Below are 20074 nucleotides of genomic sequence, written 5' to 3' on the forward strand. Positions count from 1 at the left end.
ATGCGAAAAAGGCCCATCTTGCGGGCGTTTCAGCGCAGCGCTCGCAGATAGCGGCGTCGGACGAGCTTCTGGAAGACCAGCAGAACAGGAAAGAGTATCCGCCACGGCTGTTGCGGCGCGGCGCGGGTGAGGGAACGAATGGTCAAGTACACGTCATCGCCAAAGCGGTGCACAATGAACGCCTCCTCACCACTAACAGGGTGACCTGGCAGAGTGCGGTAAGAGAATCCGACTCTGTCAGCGGCATCCACCACCGCCACTACCTCAACCGGCTCAACGACCTTCACTCCAAGGAAACTGGCGGTGACGTTCACGCGTGCTCCTTCTGTCACGGGACCAGGCGTATTTACAGTGAATCCACTGCGGGTTTTCACCTTCCACCTCAGCACGTCAGCTCTAACGCGCTCCCATAGTTCATCGCCTGTTCCTAGCAGCGCCGTCTCGGACTGCCCCCGGTAGTCGCCATGGCCCCAAGACCAGTCACTTCGCGCCGGGGTGGTCAGGCTCTTGCGCCTAGATCCCTGCAACGTCCAGACCGGACCTTCCTGGTCCTGCAACCACGACTGGCCCGCCTCGGCCCAGTGGACCGCATCGCGGAGCCAGTAAGTGGCGTCGGGATCCCAACCCGCCAGTACGGTGGAGAACGTACCGTCCACGGGTATCTCACGGCCGGCGGTGCTCAGGTATCCGCCCATGGTGAGGTGGACGGCGTCGTACTTATCCTTGAGAAGCGACCAGTCCGGGATCAACCATCTCCCATGCCGTCCCGTGGTGCGATACCAATCGTGACGCTTGGAGGCAGTGACCTCCAGAGCATGCTCGCGGCAAAGCTGCGCCCACGCCTCGGGGGAATCGATCTCGTAGATCCGGAGATTGCTCGGCGTCTGCAGCCGCTGGGCAACTGCCGCCAATTGGCTGAACCCGTCCTCCACCAGCTGGAGGCCCGCAGGACCTCTACTGCCCAATGCGCGGGTGCTATTGGTCAGGTCCGACGGCGGCCGAGACCACCATTCGCCGCTCCAGTTGGCAGTGGGGTCGGCAGGACGCTGTGTTGCAGCATCCTTTTCCTCCGCCATGATCGCCAGACGCCACTGTGCAAGCGTGTCCACAGCGCCCTTGGCTGAGACCTGTGGGCGGGAATCGTCATCGACGAACGTCACAGTCCACTGCTCGGCTGTATCCAGGGGAGCCATCCACCATGCAACGAACGGGGACGCCAGCAAATGTTCGGCGACACGATGCAAGGCGTGGCGCATGGGTGCGCTCGCAGCCAAGATATCCTCGCCATCCGGCTCCTGCCAATAGCGGGCCGAATTCACGGTGGCGGTCAGCGCCTGGAGCAGCGCAGCCTCGCTGAGAACAGGCAGCGGCAGCGCGTCAAGCAGCGCCGCAACCTCGGCGGCAGTGGGGTTGGGAAGCGGACTGGCATCTGCGCCCTGACCCGCGTAGCTGGCAGACGGGCCACGGCCCGGCTCCAAGGTGTGGGCAGCGTAGATCTTGGCAGAGTGGAAATCATTCCGGTCAGGGTCCGGGGCTGCTGCCGTGGCGGCAAGGTCGGCCAGCTCTAGGCACAGCCGCCTGCCACGGGGACCGGCAAGCAACATGGCTGAGTCCGGTGCTGTGGGTTCCTGTCCGGCGGGTATCGGCGTCATGCGCCCACCCTACCGGCGATCGGCAGCGGGCCACGTTCATCACCTGCGAAGAAGGCATTCCGGTATTGGGTAGGGGATAGGGACGTGGCCTTCTTAAAGATCTGCCGGAAATTGGCACCACTGCCCAGACCTGACGCTGCTGCGATCCGTTCAACAGGCGCCGTTGTGGTCTCCAGCAATTCCTTGGCGCGTTCCACTCGCTGCAACGCCAGCCACTTCATTGGAGTGATGCCACCATGCGCCTCAAATCGACGGGCCAGGGTCCGCCCGCTGATGGCTGTAGCCTGGGCAATGTCTGCGGCGGTGATGGGGTGGTGCATATTCTGTACGGCCCATTCCATGGCACGTGCCACCTCGGCTGATCGGCTGGCGCTGCCGTGCGGGACCCGATGCTCGATGAACTGGGACTGGGTGCCCTCACGCCGTGGTGCGGCGACGGTTGCTTTTGCCGTTCGGTTTCCCGCGGCGGCGCCCCAATCGCTTCGGACCAGATGCAGACAGAGGTCGATTCCCGCAGCCACGCCGGCCGAAGTCAAGACGTGGCCGTTGTCCACGAACAAGACATTCTCATCCACCGAGATGCGTGGGAACAGCCGGGCCAGGTCTGCCGTGGATTCCCAGTGCGTAGTTGCCGGGAGGCCGTCTAGGATTCCGGCCTGGGCCAGCGCAAAGGCGCCCGTGCAGATGGAGACCATGCGCACCCCGCGTTTGTGAGCGGCCTGCAATGCGGCCAGAACATCGCCGGCAAGGGGCACTCGGCACGTGCTGTAGCCGGGAATGATGACAGTGTGCACCTCTTCAAGGAGGTCAAGGCCCCGTTCCGGGGTCACCGTGAACCCGCCACCTGCTGCCGCAACGGGAAATCCTCCCGCTGAACAGCTCGCCACCTCGTAGAGACCTGCGGCGATCCGGCCCAGAATTTGTAGTGGGATGCCGAAGTCCAAGGCCAACACATCCGGCAGGGCAAGGACAGCCACCTTAATGGGTTCTTGGCTATGTACTCTGGCGTGGGCGGGAGTAACGGTATTCACGAAGGCCGTGGCTGGAAACTTGCGCATAGTGGCTATCCTGCCACTGTTGGGAGATGGTTGCTCAATGGAAGTCTGGAATCATGCCGAAAACTGTTCCCCGATTCCGGGTCCTACTCTTCCAGCTGATCGCTGCCCAGGCCTGTTACTACATGATTGTCAGCATTGACCTGACACTCACGGGCCTGGTCGGCATGGAGCTTGCCCCAACACCAGCGCTGACCACACTGCCGCTGAGCCTGATTGTCGTCGTCGGGACCGCTTGCTCTTTTCTCGCCGGACACGCGGCAGCACGGTATGGCTATCGCCCGGTCATGATTGCGGGGGCGCTGACGGCAATCCTTGGAGGCGCGCTTGCAGCCCTGGCTGTGGCAACTCAGTCATTTGCTCTTTTCTGCGTTGGCACGGCCCTGACAGGTGGCTATCGCGCCGTCGGAGGTTTTCTGCGTTTCGTCGCCTCCGAATATGCTCCGCCGGCCAAACGCGAGCGCGCACTGGCGTGGGTCTTGTATGGCGGAGTGATAGCTGCCGCGCTGGGACCCTTCGCAGCAGTTGCCTCCTCCAGCGCGGTGGCTGTTCCTTATGTGGGTTCATGTCTGCTCATCGCGGCGTTGGGTTTCGTGGCCTTGATCCTGGCTGCGACGATGCCTCCCACAACGGTGGCAGGCACCGAGAAAGAGCCCGCGATCCAAATCCGCGAGCGCATTGGCAACCCGCAGTTCCTGCAAGCAGTTCTGATGCTGTCAGGTTCGGGGCTAGTGATGACGCTTGTCATGGCGGCGGGCCCGCTGGCCAGCGCCCATGCCGGTCATTCTGCAGAAGTGGGAGCCTCAATGATCCAGTGGCATCTGGTGGGAATGTTCGCACCCTCAGCTATGAGTGCACAGTTCCTCAAGCGGTGTGGGATGGGAGCCACCATCGCGCTAGGCGGGGTGGTCATGGCAAGTGGGTGTGCCGTAGCCGTCTTCAGTGATGCCGGATGGGCCTTAGTGCTGACCTTGGCCTTGGTGGGGGTGGGTTGGAACGTACTGTTCGTCGCTGGATCAGCGATGTTATTGCGGTCGTACCCACAGGGCCGCGGGGCAAAACTGCAAGGCTTCACCGACGGCATCACCGCCGCACTGTCAGCTGGTGGTTCATTCGCCGCGGCAGGAATTCTCAACGGCGTGGGTTGGGGCGGCGTAAGCCTGATCGCTTTCATCACGACCATGAGCGTTCTGGCCGCACTTGGCTGGATCGCCGTTCGCGCACGTGGTTCCCAAGTGGGTGGCCCCGCTACGAGAGTTGCGGATGCTGCCCCAGACGCGTCCCGCACCGAGGTTACTGCGCGATAGCCGAGCGCCCTGTTGGTCTTTCGTCACCTGCGGGCTCACTCAATGTCCATCCACTGTCAGTCAAGTTGTACCCGGCAGCTTTTGCCTGTCAGTTCACCGTTGAGGGTGACCTCTATGGTGAGATGCTTGACACCGACAGGCGGTTCGGGAACGAACACCCAGGAGCCGTCCCATTCGCTGCCGGTCCCCGCCACCCGCCCGGCCACTAAGAGGTATTCGGTGTCATGGTTGTCTGTGATATTCGCCTTGACCGCACTGAGCACCACATCTCCGGGCATGACGGGCGGGCGTCCTACTTTGTCGGAGCCATGCATTTCCCGTTGTTCACCCCAGGCTTCCAGTGCCTTCATGTAGTTGACGTGCAACTCCATGGTCGCCGGACTGGTGACACAGGCCAGATGCACCCTGATGCCGCGTTCGCCGGGCGCGCGTTGAATGTGTTCCGGAATCTCAGCTGTAATTTCAACGCCCGCAAAACGCACGTCGATGCCCTCATTGCTCGCAACTACCAAATCCCCTGGCGCCCACACGATTGTCGTCATGAAGCCAGACTAACCACGGAGCACCCTGTAGCGGTAGGCCTAGGGCTTGGACGCAGCCCAGCCGGTCCGATGTCCGCGCACCACCAGGTCGCCGCGGCGCTCCAGGGATTCCGGACCGTCTCCCAGCAGCAATTCCAGTGAGGCGAGGTCGGCCGGAGAAACGGCACCTGCCAGCGCTGGAGCGATTCGCCCCAGGAAGGTGCGCCCATAGCGGGCGGCAAGTTCCGGCGTCGCGCTTCCCTGGGTGGGGAAGTGGCGGCGTTCGACGGTGAATCCGGCACGTTCCAGCCCGGCCGTCCACTCGGGATACTGGTTCCAGCCGTTGCTGGCCAGAGAGGCGTGCAGCCGGGACTCCATACCGTTCACGACGGAGGATCCCTCCTGCAGGCGCTCGGGAAGGAAGCTCGGGAGGCCGTCCATCTCGATAACAATGAGCAATCCGCCCGGGGTCAGGTTGGCGAACATCTCCGCCATAGTCCGCTCCGGATCGGCCAGCTCATGGAGTGAGGATGAGGCCCACATCAGATCTGCGGTTGCGCTCGCAGGCCACTCCTCATTCAGGTTGGCCTGCAGCCCGGCGATGCGGCCGTCCAGTCCGCTGGCTGCTGCTGATCCGAGGGTCGTCGCCAGCATCTGGGCTGATATGTCGAGCGCCGTCACGTGAGCAGACGGGAAGCGGCGGGCCAGGGCGAGCGTGCCAACACCGGACCCGGCGCCAACGTCCAGGATGGTCTCCGGCTCGTGCCCGGCAAGCTCCGCCGCCCATGCGGTGGCGTCCGTCAGATACGAGCCCAGGATGAGCGCGTCCAGATCCAGCATCTGCGCCAGCTCGGCATCTGTGGCGTGGGAGTGGCCCTCATCGTGGCTGTGTCCCGCGTGCGGGTGGTGGTGTCCGTGTTCAGTCATGCTTCCACGGTAGCGGCTCCATGCGTTGTGCGCATAGACTTTTGCGCATGACGCAAGAATCTGATGTTGAAGCCCTCATTCGCCAGCGGATCCGCAGCATCCGCACCGCGCGCGGCTGGTCGCTGGAAAACCTCGCGGGCCGGTGCGAACTGAGCCAGTCAACGCTGAGCCGCATTGAAACGGGCCACCGCCGCATCGCGCTCGATCAACTGGTGCCCATCGCCCGGGCGTTCGGCACCACTTTGGATGCCCTGGTGGAATCCGAGGACGACGAGGACGTTGTCATCCGCCCACAGCCAGGCCATTCCACGGGGCTAACAACATGGGTCCTGTCCACCGACGACGGCCTCCACGGAAAAACCGTCGCCAAAATGCGCATCACCACCGAACGCCCGCCAGAGCGCGGTGTCCACCCGGGCCGCGACTGGTTTACCGTACTCTCAGGCATCGTCCGCCTCGAGCTGGGGGAGCGGACCATCCTGGTTCACCCCGGCGAGGTGGCCGAGTTCTCTACTATGGTTCCGCATGCCATCCGCGCGCACGAAGGACCTGTGGAGATCCTCAGCATTTTCAACCACGACGGCGGACTCGCCCACCTTCACGCCGGGGCACACCCAGGGGAGTAGCCCCGTGCGCGCCCCCGCGCGTCATTCTTGACGGGCGCCAGCAACATCACGGCAGCGCCACGGCATCGCTAATTAGAAATGGTGCAGTGTGCTGCATCGATAGTCAGCCGCATCACCGGCGCCTCAGCTCCCAGCTCTCCCTCTACCGTGCACACTTTTGGCGCCGCGATGCTGACCCACCCATAGGGGACGTTTTCAATGGTGACGGTGGATCCCACGGAAACCTCCCGGGATTCAACCAGCCCGCCATCGGGTCCCAGAACATCCACGTGGTGGGAAGTGCCTTGGGATCCGGGCGCCATGGCCCGGACTTCAACAACAACACTTCCGGTTTCAGCAACCGGGGCACACCCGGCAAGGGTGGCGGCAATAATGACCACAGCAGAGGCCTCTGCAAGAAATCGACGGTTCATGGCTTCAGCCTGCCACACGGAACGGGCAGATCATGAGTCATTGAGCAATAGCCACCTAAGGAAGGGCGGCTGCTGCCTGCGTCGCCAACGGCGCGCCTCCCAGCACTCTGCATGACCGTCTCGCCATCAATACATTGTAATGATACATTGAGACAAACCTCGATCAAAGGACTGCGATGAGCTCTGAACTGACCTTCACATGGATCGCACTTGGGATTCTTGCCGTGACTGTTGCCGTCCGTGCCATCATCGTTCAAACCACCAAGAGCCAACAGCACCAGGTGTTTCTGTTCTGGCAGCGTGTCGGACTACCCATGGGCAGCCAGCGAATTAACGATTCCCTTCGTCGGCGTCTCCACCGAAGCGCCAATGCGACGTTACTTGGGGGAGTAGCCGGTGGGATGCTTGCCGTTGGCATCTACGTGTTTACGCATACGTCAGGGTTGCCGTTCAATTTCATGTGGCTAGTTGCACTCCCTGCCGTGATCATAGGCGCGACGGTGCTCGATGTTGCCCTGACCGTCCGTGACTCTCTGTTTGGCCGGCAGCCAGATGCGCCGCGGATGGCACGGCTTGAGGCCGTGGGTCTTCGTGACTATATGAGCCCCAAGAGGCTTTATGCAGCACCGTTGCTTTTGGTGCTGGCGGCAGCCATGGCAGTAGCGGGTTTGGTACTGGGAGCCACCGGGGCGATTGACTCCGGAGCCTTCTCACGCGGCCCCGCGCTGCCATTCCTACTGGCAGCTGCCGTTGTCCTAGGGCTCTGCGTCGTCATGGCGCGCAAGATCCTGGAACAGCCTCAACCGGCCGCGGACACCCTCGAACTGGCCTGGGACGACGCCATCCGGGCCGATGTGCTCCGGAAGCTGGGCGTGCTGGCCTCCGTCATGGCCTGGCTGGCAGTGTCGGCTGCCGGCCTGGGCATTTTGGACGGCCTTGGCGCGACGGCGGCGGCAAACATGGGCACCGCCCTAGGGCAAATGTTGAGCACGTGGGGATACTTCGCCGTTATCCTGACATACACCCACGGAAGTTCACTCAGCTGGTTCCAGCAGCGGCTGTGGCCCAACTTCACCCTGGTGCCCGCGGGCCCCTCACCGGACACCGGCGGTCAGGAGCAAGGTCACACTGGCACTCAGGGCCAGGGCCAGTCATGATGCTGAGCGTCGATCCCCGATCGGCCGTTCCTCCCTTCGAACAAATCCGGGTGCAGGTACTGAGCCTCATCCACAGCGGGGCTCTCAAACCAGAGACCCGGTTGCCCACGGTGCGCAAGCTTGCCGCCGATCTTGGTCTGGCTCCCAACACCGTGGCCCGCGCCTACCGAGAGTTGGAGCTCAACGGAGCTATTGAAACACGGGGCCGCCACGGCACCTTTGTCTCGGCTCATGATGACCCCGTCCACCGGCAGGCGCAAAAAGCGGCCGAGGACTACGCCCACCAGATCCGCGCCCTGGGTCTGGGATATCAAGATGCTCACGCCCTTCTCACCACCGCGTTTGGTCTTAAAGCGCCACGTTTGCCCCACGACGACCAACCCGGCGACATATCCGAGCGCCTCATTCACGAATGAAGGAAAGGACGTTCACCTTTTGTTGTCTCGGCAGCCTTCCACCGTAGGTGAAGCGGCTAAAACCGCCACCTACGCTCGTCGCGGAACGCAGCCCACAAGGGGCGGCGAGCAGTGTGGAAGGCAGCAATGACGGAGAACATCAGCTCAGCGAAATTCAGCCGCAGGACAGCGTTAGCGGCAGCGGGTACCTTGGGCGCGCTCGGACTCACCATCGCTTCAAGTACTGCCGGCACAGCCGCGCCTGGCGCCAAGGCCCCCAAGCCAACGTTGGCCTTCCGGGCCGACGGCACCTTCAAGGTGATCCAGTTCAACGACACTCAGGACGATGAGCAGACCGACCGTCGCACCATTGAACTGATGGAGCGGACCCTGGATGCGGAGAAGCCGGATTTTGTGGTCATCAACGGTGATGTCATCAATGGTGGCTGCGTGACTGAGCTGGAAGTCAAACAAGCGCTGAACCACGTGGTTGCCCCGATGGAAAACCGCAGAATTCCGTGGGCTGTGACGTTCGGCAACCATGACGAGGACTCCGCGGCCGCCACTGGCATGACCGAGGCAAAGATGCTCAAATTCCTACAGGACTACGCCTGCAACATCAACGCCGATTCCATCCCCGGACTGACAGGCACCTCGAACACCCAGTTGCTGATCCAGTCTGCCAAGAGCCCTGCCAAGTCCAACGCCAAGAATCCCGCCTTCGGCCTATGGCTCATCGACACCGGACGTTACGCTCCGGATTCAATCAACGGCCAGGACTTTGCCGGGTACCCCGACTGGGATTGGGTACGCATGGACCAGGTCAGCTGGTACCGCGAGCAGTCCATCGCCACGGAGAAGAAGTACGGCAAGAAGGTCCCCTCCCTCATGTGGGGGCACATCGCCCTCCACGAGCACCGTGCCATGTGGTTTGCCAGCATCGATTCCCGCACCGAAGCAGATCATGCCCGTGCCCTGACCAAGCACAAGATTGTTGGCGAGCGCAACGAGGACGAGTGCCCCGGCCCCTTCAATTCCGGCCTGTTCAACGCTTTCCTGGAACGTGGTGACGTCAAGGGCTACTTTGTGGGCCATGACCACGTCAACACCTATGTGGGCAATTACTACGGGGTCGAGCTGGGCTATGGTCCCGGCAGCGGTTTTGGTGCCTACGGCCTCTCCGGTGCTGAACGTAACCGGCTCCGTGGCGCCCGCGTCTTCGAACTCGACGAGAACCACCCCGAAATCTACAAGAACACCCGTCTAGTGTTCGCCGGTGACTTTGGCATAGATCTGAGCGCCAACCGTCAGATCACAGCCCCGGCGCAGCCCATCACGCAGGGCAAGCCCGGTAAGAAGTAGCGCGCAAGCCTGAACACCCGCCCATGATCCACGGCCATGGGCGGGTGTTTCGCGTTGGGGTTGGAGAGCGTAGGCTCGTGTACGGCAACGATTCAGCCCTGACTAGAGGATCCCATGACAACGCTTCCGCACCGCAGCAAAACCGCCCTGGTGGTCATCGATGTCCAGAACGACGTCATGGTCGATGCGTACCAGCGGGCTCCGGTTGTGGCGAACATCCAGTCACTTGTCGGTGCGGCACGTAAGGCCGGAACGCAGATTATCTGGGTCCAGCACAACGACGACGGCCTGCCCCAAGGATCCGAGGCATGGAAGTACATTCCCGAACTCGTCCGCCTCGAGAGCGAGCCGTTGGTGCACAAATCGTTTGGGGACTCCTTCGAAGGAACCGAACTGGAGGACATCCTGGCCAGCGCCGGCGTAGGTGCCTTGGTTGTTGCCGGTGCCCAAACCGACGCCTGCATCCGCTCCACCATCCATGGTGCCTTCACCCGCGGCTACGATGTCACCCTCGTCAGCGATGCCCACACCACATCGGACAACAGCGAATGGGGCGCGCCGCCGCCGGAACAGGTCATCGCCCACACCAACTTGTACTGGCAGCACCAGGACGGCCCGGGACGCACTGCAGCCGTCGTCACTACCGTGGACGTGGACTTCAGCTCCTAAGCACGACGCCGGACTCTTACCGGGTGCCGCACCTCACCGTGGCGCCGGGCTACAACAGAAGGATCCCGTCGCTGGCTAACCCCGCGGATCCCTTAAGATGGGCAGAATGGTGCACACCGCGCGTCGACCGCGCTCATTTTCACTCAGCAAGCCGGAACTGGCGCTACTGGCCATCACTGCGTTGTGGGGCGGCACGTATCTCGTCATACACCTGGCCATGCGCTATAGCGGTCCCATGTTTTTTGTTGGACTGCGCTTCGGCGTGGCAGGCCTCATTGCCTGCATGATCTTCCGCCGTGCCCTCCGCGGCATGACCCGGGCCGATCTTTGTGCCGGCGCCGCAATCGGCGTGATGATCTTCTTTGGTTACGGACTCCAAACCGTCGGCCTGCAAACCATCAGCAGCAGCACCTCCGCGTTCCTCACGGCCCTCTTTGTGCCCATGGTGCCGTTCCTGCAATGGGCCGTATTCCGCAAGCGCCCGCACATCATGGCTTTCGCTGGGGCGGCCTTGGCATTCGCGGGGCTCGTGTTGTTGGCTGGTCCAGGAGCCTTCCAAGTAGGCCTCGGCACGGGAGAGGTGGTCACGCTCTTAAGCACTGTTGCTATCGCCGCCGAGATCGTGCTGATTAGTCTTTTCGCCGCGAAGGTGAACCTGGGGCGGGTGACAGTGGTGCAGTTGCTGGTGTGCAGCGTTCTGGCGTTCATGGCCATGCCAGCGACAGGCGAATCCATCCCTGCGTTCTCGTGGGTGTGGCTCGCCGCAGGCGTCGGATTGGGGCTGGCAAGTTGCCTCATCCAGCTAACAATGAATTGGGCGCAGAAGTCGGTGGACCCCACACGCGCCACCATCATCTATACGGGCGAGCCTGTCTGGGCTGGCGTGATTGGGCGGATCGCGGGGGACCGGCTGCCGCCACTGGCGGTGGTGGGGGCGGTGCTGATTGTGCTCAGCGTGCTGGTCAGCGAACTCCGACCGCTAGGACGTCCGGCCGCCAAACACCCAAGCACCGCCGTCGAGCTGGACATTCCGGAGACGGGACGTTAGCAGGTCGGGAACTGGGGACGGGAACGGGACAGTCGGACCAAAGCGTCATACACGGTGGACCACTACGCAGCCATGACCCGGGCCACGCAGGAACTCATGATTCGGGCTTCGCAGCCACCGGCACGCCGGAATTGTCAGTCGTCGATGATCGCGGCGCCTCCGCGGTTCAGCTCGGCAAGCCCGTCGCGCATGGCCTGCAATGTGGTGGGGGAGTGGCCCGTCCAGTTGACGATTTCTCCGATGACCTTGACTGGTTCCCGGGTGCGGTAGGACCGGGTCGGGTTGCCGGGAAACTTCGTGTCCGTGACATTGGGGTCATCCTCCAAAGCACCCAGTGCCTCCACGATGTAGATCCGGCCCCGACCTTCACCCAACGCGAGTTCGGCGCCCCACGTGGCCGCATCGAGAGTCTCCGTCACGTAAATGTGGTTCGCAATTCTGCCGCCACCGAAATTTGAGCGGTGGCCAGGCTACAGCAGGTCGCCGACAGTGAGAGCCGCTTTCGTGCCGTGCAGTAGTCGCCCAGACCCATCTGCCGTGAATGGTTCAGGTTCGCCCCAAGCCTCCGCTTCCGTCATGTCATCTCAGCCATGTCTATACCTGTTACCGGAACACCTGCCCGCTCATAGACTAGGGAGACGGCACCCTTGGGAAATGCTTTTGGCGGCTGTACGAGGTTGAAGGCGGCCGGGACACCGGTGCCATCTGCGAACAGGCGTTTCCCGGATCCAAGGGTCAGGGGATAGAGGTAGAAGTTCAGCCTGTCAACGAGGTCTGCTGCAAGCAGTGAGCGGACCAGCCTGCCGCTGCCGATCACGTGCATGTCATTGAATTGGCTCTTCATTGCGGCCACCATGTCCATGGTCTGCAACGCCGTTGTGCCCTCCCACCCGGGGTTAGTCCTCGTCCGCGAAACCAGAAACTTAGGGAGGGCGTTCAATTTTGCCGCAATGGGGTTGCTTTTGCCTCGGGCCGGCCAGTACCCGGCAAAGATGTCATAGGTTGTGCGGCCCAGCAGAAGCGCATCCATCTGTTCGATTCCGGCGCCTATTGCCTCGCCGGATTCGGCATCGGTGTAGGCACCTTGCCACCCGCCGAGGTTGAATTCGCCGCTGCGATCCTCGTCCGGGCCACCAGGTCCCTGGTAAACGCCGTCGAGGGTTATGAACAAGTCCACGGAAATAATGCCCATGGCGCACTCCTTGGTACGGTAACTGCTGCCCGTTGCCGAGTCTACTCCCGCGGGAAACGGTGCGGTAGGACTGGAGGTGTCAGCTGCTGAGGGCGCGACTCAACCGGCCACGGAGTAGTTGCGCTTAATTCCCGCTGTTGCGTGGCCCCACTCGCTGGCCCTGACCCGAGCCTGGTGCAGCTTAAAGGAAGCGGCATCAGCGAACCGCTCGGAAACGTCCCACACCATGGGATCGAGAGTCTGTGTTACCTCGAAGGACAGGCAGCCCGGCTCGGCTCGCGTCAGTTCAAAATGACGGGGCAGGTGCACCACCACGGCGGCCAGCTGCTCTTCACCTTCGCAGATCAATTGGCCTGTCACCACAGTGTTGTTCATGAAGAAGATCATGCCATGTGAACCATGGCGGCTGCCACTTCGTGTGCTGGATATGGAACCGCCCCGGTTTCACCAGTCAAGGAGCCTACTCATGAAATCTCACACCAGAGTTTGGATTGCCGTCAGTGCGTTGGCGCTGGCGCTCCTCACTGCCTGTGGCAGTACCAACGAACCGGCAGCTTCAAACCCCGCCGCATCGACCGGCGAGCTGCACACGGCAAGCACGGCCTTAGGCGCCATCGTGGTCGACGGTGCCGGAATGACCGTGTACGTCTTCGATCACGACACACCCCAGGAGAAGGCCAGCACCTGTTCCGGTCCCTGCGCCAGTCTATGGCCGGCCGTTAGCACCAGTAGCGCTGCTCCCACCATCACGGGAGTCACCGGAACAGTCGGCACCATCACCGGGGTTGACGGCACCGCGCAAGTCACACTCAACGGGCTGCCGTTGTACACCTACGCTGCGGACAAGAGCCCCGGGGATACAACAGGTCAGGGTTACGGCGGGATCTGGTGGGTTGTCGGGGCCGACGGCGCCAAAGTCACCGCTGCTCCTGCATCCCCTTCTGCACCAGCACAGGGCGGCAGCGGCTACTGACGTCCTAGCCCGGTTGCTTCCATGAAGACGCGAACCGGCAAACCTTTAGGGGGCCGCGCTAAGCAGCGTGGCCCCGCTGCTGTCCCGAATATCCAGCCGTGCGATGGACTGGGCGGGGGTGCTTGTCGACGCGGTGGGCGTTGCCTCACTACCGGGGCCAGCAGTCCAACTGGCCACAGTGGTCTCCACACCGGAGGCCGAGACCATGACCAGCACATAATCCTGGCCCGCCGGATCACCCGGGTACTGAGCTGCCGGAGCGTAGCGACAGTGCCAGCTGATATGCGTTCCCCAGGGATAACTGGACAGCGTCCCCGTCGCTGAAAGACCCTGCGGGGACGTGCCGGCGAACGTCAGCGGGACACTCGAGGAAGCACTGCTGACGGCGAACGGTGGGGGAGCGGTACCGGAGTTGAACCCGGTGGTGATGGCCGCCGTCGTACCTGCCAAGATGATGGCAGCAGCTGCCATCGCCACCGTAAACCTGCGGCGGCGCCGGGCCAGTTGGGCGGCCAGCCCGGCATAGAGCGGCACAGATTCGGGTAGCGTCGCCTCGTGGGTAGGCGTGAAGCCTTCAGCGTTTTCCTCACGGTTCAGCGCCAGCAAAGTAGGCATCCCGGACAATGCCGCCACCTGGCGCTGGCACGACGAACATGTGGAAAGGTGTTGCTCAAATTCACGGCGCTGGGCCGCCGGCAGGGAGCCAAGCACGTAAGCCGCGTCCCAAAGCGCATAAGAATCCGACGTTTCCATCACCCGCTCACCCCTCGTTCTTCCAGTGCCAGACGCAGCGCCCGCAGGCCGTAGTGCAGCCGGGATTTGACGGTCCCCTCCGGGATTTCCAGTGCCTCCGCAATCGAGGCAGTGTCCTTGCCACCGAAGTAGGCCTGCCGAATCACCTCGCGATGATCCGGACTGAGGGATTCCAGTGCGTCGCCAACGAGCCACGCATCCAGAACCCTCTCGGTCTGGTCATAGTCAGGGGTTTCGGGCAGTTGGACTGTGCCAAATTCATGCCTGTGGCGGGCGCTGCGCCAATCGTCAATGACCAGGTTCCGGGCCACAGTGAATAGCCACGCACGCAACGCATTGGGTTCCCGTGTCAAAACCTCCGGATGTTGCCAGGCACGCAGCAAGGTTTCCTGAACCACATCCTCTGCCTGCGCCCGGTCATGCACCAGCCGCATCACAAAGCGCCACAGCAGCGGGGCATAGTCGCCGTGTAATTCTCGCAGGGCCTGCTGCTGGTCCAGATGCATCGACTCCTCCTGCCGCTAATACGCAGTATGGGCCCGGATGGTTCAGCTGGCCAGATACTGTTTATTGACGCGCTGTTTTGCTGCTGTGGCGAGGCCTGCAGATTCCGACGGCGGCCAGGGTGGCTGCCGCTGCCTCCGCAACGGCACTGAGTGATTTCTGGAAGAACCAGACGGGCTCATACATGGCCGGGAACGGGCCGAACGCCGGGACATTGACGTAGCGGTACAGCAGAACGGCGGCGACACCACCGGCGGCAACGATGAAGGCTGCTGCATAGGCCGGACGGCTGCCACGAAGCAGCACGTAAAGTCCGGCAAGGATCGCAGCTGCGGCCTCAATTCGGAACAGATTGCCCTGACCGATCCCTCCCGGTGCTGCACTCTGGTAGTAGGAAGCGAGCCGCAGATGGACCACTGCGTCAATGGCCAGAGCTGCGGGAACCAGTAACCGTAGGACGATGCCAAGAGGATCATGGCGTTCTGGGTTCGATGTGCTCATGTGGTGACCTACGCTTCCTCATTGATACGGCATTGGTGCGACGCTAATAGGCAAGAGTTGCCTTCATCCAGTGATACGTCACCGGTGCGGGAATGGTTCAGGGGGCAATTTCTTCCAGCCCATCATGATCGGGTTGGTGCATTGATGGACGGCCTTGGCGCTAGGGATAAGTGACGACACTACGATGTAGGAATGCAGAATGCTCCCGTTGCGCTCTCGCCTGTCTATGAGACTTTCGACGGCGTTGCCCCCTCGTCAGTTTGGGTTGAGGTCGCTGCGATTTTCAGCTCAGCTTTCTCTGTTGCCCCATATTTTGAGGACGAGGATACTCTTGCGGAGATAGTCGAATGGGGCCCGGACCTGCTTGCTCTTGGTGGCGGAAGGCTCTCCATAGCTCGCTGCGCAGAGAAGGCTGTTGGGTTCGCACTGGTCCACGGACTTCAGGGCGACGACTCTTGGGAGGGGACTCTCTCATCAATGGTCACCACTGATGCCCGGATCAAGAGTATGGTCTCGGATCCGGGTAATACCGTGGTGGTGCCTGAGCTGGCTGTCCACGCTGACTCTCGGGGCCTGGGCATTGCGAGGTCCGCTCTAGCCTCGGCGCTTGAGCATTGCACCGCTTCAAACGTTGTCCTGGGCGTCTATGAGCAGGCCGAGACGGCGCGCCAAATGTACGCCCGGTGGGGGTATCAGGATCTCGGTGCCGTGCTCATCCAAGACGGCGCGGTCCGGATGCGAGTCCTCAGTGCCGAGTTGCAGGGTGGTGCCGAGCTACAAGGTCAGCCGGGATGAACGGGGAGCTTTCACAAAAACCGCAGCGATCGACAGAATGAGCAAGGCCCAAGTGGAACAAACCCAGAAGAACATTCCACCAATATCGCCCGCCGCCGCCATGGCGCTTCCCATGGAGAGCAAAAGTCCACTGGCCACAGCGGAAAGTAGCCCGAGGATTGCTAGACCAATCAACAGGAAACGACTCACGCCGTCGTTCTTCTGCGGATTACTGCGAAGCTGCCACCAATAGGCAAGGGGAGCGGCTAGCGCAAAGACCAATGCCGCGGCATGGCCTAGCAAGTAAAGCGCATCTACACGGGGAATCAAAAGTCCGCTGGCAATAGCTAATGCCACAAAAGCCGCTGGGATTACCCGCATAATGGTCCATTCCTCGACGTCGTTGTGATGTTGCACTGGACCTCAGACACGATGTAGCTCACTACTGGACCTTACGGCAATGTCCACATCTGATAAAGTGCCGCCTATGCCCATCAAACTCGAGAACGTCGGCATCGCCGTACGGGACCTGGAATCGACCATCGCCTTCTTTACGGACCTCGGGCTAACCCTTGTCGGTCGGGATTCGGTCAGCGGCGAGTGGGCCGACACCGCCGTCGGCCTCGATGGCAACCATGCCAAAATCGCGATGCTCCAAACACCCGATGGTACCGGTCGTCTTGAGCTCTTCGAATATCTTCACCCAGACGCCATCGAAACTGAGCCCACCCTGCCCAATGAAATCGGCATGCACCGTGTTGCTTTCTCTGTTGACGATATCGATGCTGCACTCAAAATCGCCGCGAGCCACGGCTGCTACCCACTCCGTGGCGTAGCCACCTACCAAGACATCTACAAGCTCAGCTACGTCCGCGGCCCCAGCGGCATCATCGTGATGCTCGCCGAGAATCTAAGAGCAAGCTAGCTGGGGATCGCAGGTAATGTTGAGCTGTGTTTAATACGTGCCAGCTCAATGAAAATGTCGTCATGCGTTTGCTGCGCCCCCGTGATGCCGGAGCACTCACCTCTGCTTATACGCGCAATCGTGAGTACTTGGCACCGTGGGAGCCTGTCCGTCCAGAGGAGTATTACTCCAAAGCGTGGCAGGCCGCGGATATCGCCAATCGTCTAGTTGCGGTAGAAACCGGAGCCGGTTATCCCCTTGGATTGTTCGCTGGCGATGTGCTGGTGGGCCGGTTTAACGTGGCCGGGATCGTGCGCGGCCCCTTTCAAAGTGCCGGGCTGGGTTACTGGGTAGACGGCCAGTATGCAGGCCGTGGGCTGGCTTCGGCTGCCGTCCGAGCGATAGTTGAAACGGCCCGTGCCGACCTCGGACTGCACCGAATAGAAGCGAGCACTCTCCTTCATAATGTGGGCTCACAACGAGTGCTGTTGAAAGCGGGATTCCAGCAAATCGGGATGGCTCCCCGGTACTTGCACATTGCCGGGGAATGGCAAGATCACAACCTTTACCAAATTGTCCTCCACGACTAGACCAGGCAGAATTCTGATTCCAGTTCGGTTTGGTTGGCGAACAAGTTCTTCTTCATCGCGTAGTTGGTAAGCCGTACGCCGCCCAGGACAGGATGTTGTTCCGCCTGGACGACGAATCCGAAGCGCTCAAAAAAGGGCCGGGCCGTGATGCTGACATTGGCCGATAGCTCCGCTAGGAGCCCGGCACGCGCTTGTGCCTCCACATGGGTCAGGAGGTGGCGTGCCACCCCGAGGCGTAGGAAGCGCGGGGCCACGAACATCATGTCGATATACCCCTGAGGGTCCACGTCGGAGAAGCCGGCTGGCTCCTTATTCACAGTCGCCACGTAACTGTTACGCCTTTGCATTGCGGCGTGCCACGTGGACAGCTCTCGGTCTTCTGGCCGCGCCCACGCCTGAATCTGCTCAGGCGAGTAGTCGTCCGCTGCTGTCTCGGTTACTGCTGCATGGAAGATGGACAGGGTATCTGCAGCATCGTTGAGACTGTACGGGTGAATGGCAATGATTGGCCTATTGATGCTTGTTTTCACGCTCACAGAACTAGCCTCCCACGTCCAATGGTCAGGGGGAGGGCGGGGCACTTCAGAAGGCGCGTTCGGCGACGTTCACATGAGTCGCGGAATCCAGAGCGGCTTTGACCTGCTCCGCCGACGTCGGGCTTGGAATCGAGGAAAGCAATTGGTCATCCGGCGTGCTCTGGTCCGCGAGATAGGTGCGCGTGTAGCCTGCGGACTCAGGTTCAAACTTCCACGTCTCCGATAGCGTACCTGCATCCAAGGTGTCGAACCCAAGGCGCTCAATGATTGCCGCCGCCTCACTTTTAGCCTGAATATCATTAGACGCAATGGGAAGCACCGATCGATCTGGACTATCGCTGGTGCGGGAAAGAAGGGGGATGTGGTGTGCCAAGATGTTGCCGAAAGCTTTTACATAGCGTGCTCCATCAAGCCATCTTGCGACCAACTCGCTTGTGGTCACGGTTCCGGTGTCGAGGTCTGCAATGCGGCCATCTCGGAAGGGGTAGTAGTTGCTGGTGTCCAAGACAAGCTTGCCGCCCAGTAATCCGGTTGGCAGATCCTTGACAGCGGTTAGCGGAATGGAAAGCACAATTGCGTCTCCGGAATTGGCTGCTTCTTCCACCGTGCCAGCTGGAGCCAGTGGTCCGAGTTCAGTAATGAGTGCTTGAAGCGATTCCACGCCTCGGGAGTTCGCAATGACCACGTTCATATTAGCTGCAACCGCTAATCGAGCGATTGCTGATCCGATGTTCCCGCTTCCGATGATTCCAAGCGTTGACATTCCTCGTCCTTTCGATGCAGTTCAGTAGTCCGGGTGCCAGTAGTTGTGTTGGCAGCTGCCGACACTAAACCGAACCTCCATCGGTGCAGCAAAATTCCCATGTTGGCACGCTGATTCGTCCGTCGGCATCGGCCAGCGCGGACGAGTCGGCTTTCAAATGTCCTTGAGTAGCCATCGTTCGATTCGACCGGAAGATTCGTCGAATTTCATCTGTTCGGTGCCGAGAAATCCTTGCCTCTCGTAGACGCTGAGGGCACGGTCATTGTCAGCGATCACCCATAGCCCCAGAGCTGCCATTCCGACGGTGCGGGCATAGTCTTCCGCGCCGACGAGCAAGGTACTTGCCACTCCGCGTCCCCACGAAGCTGGATCCACTGCCAGGTAAAAGATTTCCAGGTATTCATTAAGAGGGGCAAAAAGTGTGAAACCCACGTATGCGTCGCCTTGCTTGGCAAGGACTAGCTTGGCTCCGGCCACAGTCAAACGCCGTTGAATCCCGGAAATTTTCTCCTCACCTGTTACCGGCGCCGGGCGTAAGTCGCGCAGTGCGGTAGCGCGCGCCCAAATCAATGCGGCCTCCCTGACCACAGTTGGGTCATGGCTCGCGGCAAGCTGCACTTCATCATCAATGCTATTCACCCCAACATCGTGCCATAGCGTCCGCTCCTCGTCTGCGGACGCTGACCGGATCTGTCTACCGGGACGTTACTTTTGATGGCGAATCGTCAGCTCTAGGTCTGCGCGCCAGGATGGCGAGGATAGCCAGGACCAGTGCAGCAGATAACGCAATGAATCCGGAAATGGCCAGTGGCCCCGCCAATCCGTCGTGGTACGCGAAGCCGTCCTCGACGGCGACCACATGGGACACAGCGTTTCCGATGACCGCAACGGGATACAGCGAAAGAACAGCGCCCACCCCGTAGGCGCAAAGAGCGCGTACCGGAATCCAAGCCGCACCTCGTAAACACAGCCAGACGGTGATGATGACTGCGCAGGACCATAGGACTAGAGCAAAGATATTGCCAAGATTCGACCCTGTCTGGAACAACATATAGGCAGTCCACGTGTCGACGCCGGCATTGCTCGGAGCAATCAGAAAAATTGAAATGAACCCAATTAACCAGGACACTCCACCTGCCGCAGGGATTGTCCATGACCACCGAGGATAGGCGGTTATCGTCCGTGCTGGATGGCTAGGATTCTTCATGGCTCTCACACTAGCCCGAGTGCAATGAGATTTTGAGTTCCCAGTTGGCTACTTCAGAGGCCCAATCCGGTGGGGGAGCATCACCCCTAGAAACGTCCCGAACGGGGTATTCCGAACAGAGATCCGGGGGTATGACTGCCTGGGGAGTGGTGCCGGTCCCGAGGTTGACGACGCTGGCGACCGTTGCCGTGTCACCGTGACCACCCACGAAAACACCGCCGCCGCCCGCGGGTGCAGGCCTCGGC

Annotated in this window: 26 protein-coding genes and 1 pseudogene; 11 read left to right on the forward strand and 16 right to left on the reverse strand. The window is 61.3% G+C overall.

The features are described 5' to 3' along the window. Positions 1-29 precede the first annotated feature (29 nt). Complete coding sequence (locus CXQ93_RS21090; protein WP_258068846.1) at positions 30-1652, reverse strand: DUF1990 domain-containing protein; 1623 nt, start codon at positions 1650-1652, stop codon at positions 30-32. Beyond that, positions 1649-2710: a GlxA family transcriptional regulator gene (locus CXQ93_RS10740; protein ID WP_104110429.1), complete on the reverse strand. Its 1062-nt coding sequence runs from the start codon at positions 2708-2710 to the stop codon at positions 1649-1651. The genes CXQ93_RS21090 and CXQ93_RS10740 overlap by 4 nt, the downstream gene beginning before the upstream one ends. Before the next feature lie 53 nt (positions 2711-2763). On the opposite strand from CXQ93_RS10740, the gene CXQ93_RS10745 reads away from it, so the two are divergent. Next, complete coding sequence (locus tag CXQ93_RS10745; protein WP_181036126.1) at positions 2764-4014, forward strand: MFS transporter; 1251 nt, start codon at positions 2764-2766, stop codon at positions 4012-4014. 56 nt (positions 4015-4070) lie between these two features. Here the strand turns inward: CXQ93_RS10745 and CXQ93_RS10750 are convergent, their stop codons facing one another. Beyond that, positions 4071-4556, reverse strand: a complete 486-nt coding sequence (locus CXQ93_RS10750) for a hypothetical protein (protein ID WP_146073212.1) — start codon at positions 4554-4556, stop codon at positions 4071-4073. A gap of 39 nt (positions 4557-4595) precedes the next feature. Beyond that, a complete protein-coding gene (locus tag CXQ93_RS10755; protein WP_219817347.1) occupies positions 4596-5462 on the reverse strand; it encodes a trans-aconitate 2-methyltransferase in 867 nt (288 codons plus the stop codon). A 47-nt stretch (positions 5463-5509) separates the two neighbouring features. Between CXQ93_RS10755 and CXQ93_RS10760 the strand changes: the two genes are divergently transcribed. Then, positions 5510-6088 (forward strand): helix-turn-helix domain-containing protein, encoded by a 579-nt coding sequence (locus tag CXQ93_RS10760; RefSeq protein WP_104110432.1) that lies wholly within the window; start codon positions 5510-5512, stop codon positions 6086-6088. Between the two features lie 68 nt (positions 6089-6156). Here CXQ93_RS10760 and CXQ93_RS10765 read toward each other — a convergent pair whose 3' ends face one another. Beyond that, a complete protein-coding gene (locus CXQ93_RS10765; protein ID WP_146073213.1) occupies positions 6157-6501 on the reverse strand; it encodes a hypothetical protein in 345 nt (114 codons plus the stop codon). Between the two features lie 176 nt (positions 6502-6677). On the opposite strand from CXQ93_RS10765, the gene CXQ93_RS10770 reads away from it, so the two are divergent. The 5 genes from CXQ93_RS10770 to CXQ93_RS10790 all read left to right on the forward strand — a co-directional run bounded on the left by CXQ93_RS10770 (position 6678) and on the right by CXQ93_RS10790 (position 11132). Then, a complete protein-coding gene (locus CXQ93_RS10770; protein WP_104110434.1) occupies positions 6678-7658 on the forward strand; it encodes a hypothetical protein in 981 nt (326 codons plus the stop codon). Further along, positions 7655-8074: a GntR family transcriptional regulator gene (locus CXQ93_RS10775; protein WP_308470619.1), complete on the forward strand. Its 420-nt coding sequence runs from the start codon at positions 7655-7657 to the stop codon at positions 8072-8074. The genes CXQ93_RS10770 and CXQ93_RS10775 overlap by 4 nt, the downstream gene beginning before the upstream one ends. Before the next feature lie 126 nt (positions 8075-8200). Beyond that, entirely contained in the window at positions 8201-9415 is a 1215-nt protein-coding gene (locus tag CXQ93_RS10780; RefSeq protein WP_104110435.1) for a metallophosphoesterase family protein, read from the forward strand. A 114-nt stretch (positions 9416-9529) separates the two neighbouring features. Further along, complete coding sequence (locus CXQ93_RS10785; RefSeq protein ID WP_104110436.1) at positions 9530-10084, forward strand: cysteine hydrolase family protein; 555 nt, start codon at positions 9530-9532, stop codon at positions 10082-10084. Positions 10085-10190: 106 nt separating this feature from the next. Next, on the forward strand, positions 10191-11132 hold the full coding sequence (locus CXQ93_RS10790; RefSeq protein ID WP_104110657.1) for a DMT family transporter: 942 nt from the start codon (positions 10191-10193) through the stop codon (positions 11130-11132). A 134-nt stretch (positions 11133-11266) separates the two neighbouring features. On the opposite strand, the pseudogene arr reads toward CXQ93_RS10790, so the two are convergent. From arr to CXQ93_RS10805, 3 genes and pseudogenes are all read right to left on the reverse strand, one after another. Then, a pseudogene (gene arr, locus CXQ93_RS10795) lies at positions 11267-11710 on the reverse strand (NAD(+)--rifampin ADP-ribosyltransferase). Continuing rightward, a complete protein-coding gene (locus tag CXQ93_RS10800) occupies positions 11707-12324 on the reverse strand; it encodes a dihydrofolate reductase family protein (RefSeq protein WP_104110437.1) in 618 nt (205 codons plus the stop codon). Before CXQ93_RS10800 ends, arr begins: the two are co-directional and overlap by 4 nt. A gap of 99 nt (positions 12325-12423) precedes the next feature. Beyond that, the gene (locus CXQ93_RS10805) at positions 12424-12699 is read right to left on the reverse strand and encodes a putative quinol monooxygenase (protein ID WP_104110658.1); all 276 of its coding nucleotides are present in this window, start codon (positions 12697-12699) and stop codon (positions 12424-12426) included. A 91-nt stretch (positions 12700-12790) separates the two neighbouring features. On the opposite strand from CXQ93_RS10805, the gene CXQ93_RS10810 reads away from it, so the two are divergent. Continuing rightward, on the forward strand, positions 12791-13297 hold the full coding sequence (locus CXQ93_RS10810) for a hypothetical protein (RefSeq protein WP_104110438.1): 507 nt from the start codon (positions 12791-12793) through the stop codon (positions 13295-13297). A 45-nt stretch (positions 13298-13342) separates the two neighbouring features. Here CXQ93_RS10810 and CXQ93_RS10815 read toward each other — a convergent pair whose 3' ends face one another. The 3 genes from CXQ93_RS10815 to CXQ93_RS10825 form a co-directional block, all read right to left on the reverse strand. Beyond that, complete coding sequence (locus tag CXQ93_RS10815) at positions 13343-14050, reverse strand: anti-sigma factor (protein ID WP_104110439.1); 708 nt, start codon at positions 14048-14050, stop codon at positions 13343-13345. Then, positions 14050-14556, reverse strand: a complete 507-nt coding sequence (locus tag CXQ93_RS10820) for a sigma-70 family RNA polymerase sigma factor (RefSeq protein WP_104110440.1) — start codon at positions 14554-14556, stop codon at positions 14050-14052. The genes CXQ93_RS10815 and CXQ93_RS10820 overlap by 1 nt, the downstream gene beginning before the upstream one ends. 61 nt (positions 14557-14617) lie before the next feature. Next, entirely contained in the window at positions 14618-15055 is a 438-nt protein-coding gene (locus tag CXQ93_RS10825) for a hypothetical protein (RefSeq protein WP_104110441.1), read from the reverse strand. 192 nt (positions 15056-15247) lie between these two features. On the opposite strand from CXQ93_RS10825, the gene CXQ93_RS10830 reads away from it, so the two are divergent. Beyond that, positions 15248-15850, forward strand: coding sequence for a GNAT family N-acetyltransferase (locus CXQ93_RS10830; protein ID WP_104110442.1), 603 nt, complete (start codon positions 15248-15250; stop codon positions 15848-15850). On the opposite strand, the gene CXQ93_RS10835 is transcribed toward CXQ93_RS10830, so the two are convergent. After that, on the reverse strand, positions 15830-16210 hold the full coding sequence (locus CXQ93_RS10835; RefSeq protein ID WP_104110443.1) for a hypothetical protein: 381 nt from the start codon (positions 16208-16210) through the stop codon (positions 15830-15832). The genes CXQ93_RS10830 and CXQ93_RS10835 overlap by 21 nt on opposite strands. A 106-nt stretch (positions 16211-16316) precedes the next feature. Here CXQ93_RS10835 and CXQ93_RS10840 point away from each other — a divergent pair, with 106 nt between their 5' ends. Then, the gene (locus tag CXQ93_RS10840) at positions 16317-16754 is read left to right on the forward strand and encodes a VOC family protein (protein ID WP_104110444.1); all 438 of its coding nucleotides are present in this window, start codon (positions 16317-16319) and stop codon (positions 16752-16754) included. Between the two features lie 62 nt (positions 16755-16816). Then, the gene (locus CXQ93_RS10845; RefSeq protein ID WP_104110445.1) at positions 16817-17323 is read left to right on the forward strand and encodes a GNAT family N-acetyltransferase; all 507 of its coding nucleotides are present in this window, start codon (positions 16817-16819) and stop codon (positions 17321-17323) included. Here CXQ93_RS10845 and CXQ93_RS10850 read toward each other — a convergent pair. The 4 genes from CXQ93_RS10850 to CXQ93_RS10865 form a co-directional block, all read right to left on the reverse strand. Next, entirely contained in the window at positions 17320-17859 is a 540-nt protein-coding gene (locus tag CXQ93_RS10850) for a GNAT family N-acetyltransferase (protein ID WP_258068848.1), read from the reverse strand. The two genes, CXQ93_RS10845 and CXQ93_RS10850, sit on opposite strands and share 4 nt — an antisense overlap. Before the next feature lie 46 nt (positions 17860-17905). Next, on the reverse strand, positions 17906-18622 hold the full coding sequence (locus CXQ93_RS10855) for an NADPH-dependent F420 reductase (RefSeq protein ID WP_104110446.1): 717 nt from the start codon (positions 18620-18622) through the stop codon (positions 17906-17908). Positions 18623-18775: 153 nt separating this feature from the next. Beyond that, the gene (locus tag CXQ93_RS10860; RefSeq protein WP_181036127.1) at positions 18776-19261 is read right to left on the reverse strand and encodes a GNAT family N-acetyltransferase; all 486 of its coding nucleotides are present in this window, start codon (positions 19259-19261) and stop codon (positions 18776-18778) included. A 55-nt stretch (positions 19262-19316) separates the two neighbouring features. Continuing rightward, positions 19317-19673 (reverse strand): hypothetical protein, encoded by a 357-nt coding sequence (locus CXQ93_RS10865; protein WP_146073215.1) that lies wholly within the window; start codon positions 19671-19673, stop codon positions 19317-19319. Positions 19674-20074: the final 401 nt, after the last annotated feature.

The sequence above is a fragment of the Arthrobacter sp. N199823 genome (genome assembly GCF_002929705.1).
Lineage (GTDB): Bacteria > Actinomycetota > Actinomycetes > Actinomycetales > Micrococcaceae > Specibacter.